Source organism: Rhizobacter sp., from assembly GCF_031412075.1.
In the GTDB taxonomy this organism is placed as follows: Bacteria; Pseudomonadota; Gammaproteobacteria; order Burkholderiales; family Burkholderiaceae_C; genus Rhizobacter.
This window is the reverse complement of the sequence record NZ_JANOCG010000680.1, coordinates 1-2,032: the sequence shown is the minus strand read 5'-3', so window position 1 is coordinate 2,032 and position 2,032 is coordinate 1. Positions and strand designations below refer to the sequence as shown.

Sequence of the window (2,032 nt, the reverse complement as noted above, 5' to 3'; positions counted from 1 at the left end):
CCTGTCGAAGCCAGCGCCGGGCTGTGCGCACCCTTCGACAAGCTCAGGGCGAACGGAGTACCTCAAGAACGGAGCGAAGAGTTCGGTTCATTGCCACCAAGCTCCGTTCGGGCTGAGCCTGTCGAAGCCAGCGCCAGGCTGTGCGCACCCTTCGACAGGCGAACGCAGAGCTGCCTGGAGATGAGCGGAGGCCTGAATGCATCTACTCAGGAGCTGCGTATCCAGTTCTCCAACCGCAGCCCGTCCACCCGCTTGAAGTGGCGCATGTTGTCGGTGACGAGCACGGCACCCAGCGCCAACGCGTGCGCGGCGATCATTTCGTCGAAGTCGCCCAGCACGTGCCCCTTGGCGCGCAGCTGCGCCCGCACGCTGGCGTGGTATTCGGCGCAGGCGGTGTCCCAGGGTTCGGTGCGCACCACGGCCAGAAAGGCATCGACATAACGTTCGAGTTGCACCGCCTCCGGCTTGAGCGCCACGCCAAAACGCATCTCGGCGTGGGTGATGGCCGAGATGCACCACGCATCGGGCTGCAGGCCTTGCAAGCGGCTGTCGAGACCGGCGGCGCCGCGCATGGCGGCGACGGCGGTGTTGGTGTCGAGCAGGTAGAGCATCAGGTCTCGACCCAGCTGTCGAACGGGTCGCGGGGCTGCGTGCCCTGCACCCGGTCGGCGAGAAAGTCTTTCGGCACCTCACCCAACTGGTGGCGCAGCGCCATGAACTCCATCCACGACAGCTCGGGTCGGGTCGACAGGACCACGTTGCCGGTGCGTGGGTCACGGCGGATGTAGACCTCGTCACCGTCGAAACCAAACTCGGCGGGCAGGCAAACGGCCTGCCCGCCGCCGTGGGTGAAGAGCTTGGCTGTCTTGGCGGTCATGCCCTCACCAGGCCAGGCCGAGCGTGTAGCGCCCGTTGGTCGCGCCCGTGCCGCCGCTGTAGTACCTCACCCGCACGTAGCGCTGCACCGCGGCGCCGGTGGTGTTGGTCAGGCTGACCGTGTCCACCAGGCCCACACCCCGCTCACTCTTGCCCAGCTGCGTGCCCGACGCGTTGTAGACGTAGAGGTCGTAGTCGCTGGTCGCGTTGGGTGTGAGCGTGGCGGTGAGCGTGCTGCCGGCGGGCACGGTGACGACGAAGTAGTCGTTGTCACTTGACGCGCCCATGGCGCCGCTCCAGGTGGCCGGTGCCGGCACGGCGTTGGCCGTCGTGCGGCTGTCGTTGGGCTCGACCTCGTTGTTGCCGGGCGGCGGGCCATTGGAGATGTTCAGGAACTGCGCCGTGACCGGCCCCCATTGCCCCGACGCAGCCTGCGCACGCACGAACACCAGGTGCTTTCCCAGCGAAAGACCGGTGGTGTTGAGCGTGCCGCTGACACTTTCGGTGGTGGCGTTGAAGCTGCCGTCAGTTGCCGCCAGCGTGATGGGCACGGCCCCGGCGGACCAGGGTGGCACGTCGATGAAAGCCTGCGCCGCGCTGACGTTGCGCACCGGCTCGGTGCCGTTGCTCTGGTTGAAGCGGGTGTGTGTGGTGGATGCACTCAGCGCGACCGGGGTACCTGCCGTCACACCGGCACCGCTCGCCTCGTTGCTCAGCGTCACCGTGGTCACATCGGCACCGCCCGGGATCTGATAAGGCGCGCGCACCACCTTGGCCGAATAGATCAACGCCGGCAGGTTCTTGGGCTTGGTGCTGTTGTTGTAGGTGGTGCAACTCTCGAAGAAGCTCGTCCCCAGCTCGATGGTGAATGCCGCCACACCCAGCTCGCCGTAGCTCGGGCCGTCGCTGGTGCCGTCGGTCGGGTACAGGCCGATCGACTGTTGCGGCGTGTACCCGTTGAAGAAGGCCAGGCGGCGCCCCAGCGTCTGCAATGCGGTGGCATTGCCCGATGGCGTGGCGGTGGTTCCCCACGGCCACAACACCAGCTGGCTGTAGGAGTGGATGTCGAGGTGCATGCCCATGGTGTCGGCCGGCGCGGCGTCACCCAGGTTGGGCCCGCGGCGATCGGGGAACAGGCTGCGCAGGTAGTTCTGGA

General features: G+C 67.0%; 3 protein-coding genes. All 3 read right to left on the bottom strand.

All coding sequences use genetic code 11. The annotated features are described in order from the left end of the window. Positions 1-206: 206 nt before the first annotated feature. On the bottom strand, positions 207-611 hold the full coding sequence (locus RMO40_RS25200; protein ID WP_309726694.1) for a PIN domain-containing protein: 405 nt from the start codon (positions 609-611) through the stop codon (positions 207-209). Then, positions 611-877, bottom strand: coding sequence for an AbrB/MazE/SpoVT family DNA-binding domain-containing protein (locus tag RMO40_RS25195; RefSeq protein ID WP_309726692.1), 267 nt, complete (start codon positions 875-877; stop codon positions 611-613). The genes RMO40_RS25200 and RMO40_RS25195 overlap by 1 nt, the downstream gene beginning before the upstream one ends. A gap of 4 nt (positions 878-881) precedes the next feature. Continuing rightward, the coding region (locus RMO40_RS25190) for a M14 family zinc carboxypeptidase (protein WP_309726690.1) at positions 882-2,032 on the bottom strand (1,151 nt) is incomplete at its 5' end.

What these genes read in the sequence shown, in the direction of transcription:
- RMO40_RS25195 (WP_309726692.1), bottom strand. Translation starts at nt 877, where the DNA reads ATGACCGCCAAGACAGCCAAGCTCTTCACCCACGGCGGCGGGCAGGCC.
- RMO40_RS25200 (WP_309726694.1), bottom strand. Translation starts at nt 611, where the DNA reads ATGCTCTACCTGCTCGACACCAACACCGCCGTCGCCGCCATGCGCGGC.